Origin of the sequence: Fluctibacter halophilus (assembly GCF_020687825.1) — a bacterium.
Classification (GTDB): Bacteria; Pseudomonadota; Gammaproteobacteria; order Enterobacterales; family Alteromonadaceae; genus Fluctibacter; species Fluctibacter halophilus.
This window is the reverse complement of the sequence record NZ_JAJEWP010000013.1, coordinates 1-1,203: the sequence shown is the minus strand read 5'-3', so window position 1 is coordinate 1,203 and position 1,203 is coordinate 1. Positions and strand designations below refer to the sequence as shown.

1 rRNA gene (only partly in view) is annotated in these 1,203 nt (G+C 52.2%); it reads left to right on the top strand.

Annotated features, from left to right (window positions below):
* Positions 1-1,190, top strand: a 23S ribosomal RNA gene (locus LJ739_RS18980); it begins 1,789 nt to the left of the window's first position.
* Positions 1,191-1,203 lie beyond the last annotated feature (13 nt).

The window sequence follows — 1,203 nt, the reverse complement described above, 5'->3', positions numbered from 1 at the left end:
GGCTGTGATGAGACTTGCTCTCTAAGCGGTTGGTGGTCGCAGTGACCAGGTGGCTGGGACTGTTTATTAAAAACACAGCACTCTGCTAATTCGAAAGAAGACGTATAGGGTGTGACACCTGCCCGGTGCCGGAAGGTTAATTGATGGGGTTAGCGTAAGCGAAGCTCTTGATCGAAGCCCCGGTAAACGGCGGCCGTAACTATAACGGTCCTAAGGTAGCGAAATTCCTTGTCGGGTAAGTTCCGACCTGCACGAATGGTGTAACCATGGCCACGCTGTCTCCACCCGAGACTCAGTGAAATTGAAATCGCTGTGAAGATGCAGTGTACCCGCACCTAGACGGAAAGACCCCGTGAACCTTTACTACAGCTTGGCACTGAACATTGAACCTACATGTGTAGGATAGGTGGGAGGCTTTGAAGCATGCACGCCAGTGTGTGTGGAGCCGACCTTGAAATACCACCCTTGTATGTTTGATGTTCTAACGTTGGCCCCTTATCGGGGTTGCGGACAGTGTCTGGTGGGTAGTTTGACTGGGGCGGTCTCCTCCCAAATAGTAACGGAGGAGCACGAAGGTTAGCTAATCACGGTCGGACATCGTGAGGTTAGTGCAATGGCATAAGCTAGCTTAACTGCGAGACAGACACGTCGAGCAGGTACGAAAGTAGGTCATAGTGATCCGGTGGTTCTGAATGGAAGGGCCATCGCTCAACGGATAAAAGGTACTCCGGGGATAACAGGCTGATACCGCCCAAGAGTTCATATCGACGGCGGTGTTTGGCACCTCGATGTCGGCTCATCACATCCTGGGGCTGAAGTCGGTCCCAAGGGTATGGCTGTTCGCCATTTAAAGTGGTACGCGAGCTGGGTTTAGAACGTCGTGAGACAGTTCGGTCCCTATCTGGTGTGGGCGTTGGATGATTGAGGGGAGCTGCTCCTAGTACGAGAGGACCGGAGTGGACGAACCGCTGGTGTTCGGGTTGTGATGCCAATCGCATTGCCCGGTAGCTACGTTCGGAATCGATAACCGCTGAAAGCATCTAAGCGGGAAGCGAGCCCCAAGATGAGTCATCCCTGACAGTTTAACTGTCCTTAAGGGTTGTTTTAGACTAAGACGTTGATAGGCAGGATGTGGAAGCGTTGTAAGGCGTTAAGCTAACCTGTACTAATTGCCCGTGAGGCTTAACCATACAACACCCAAGT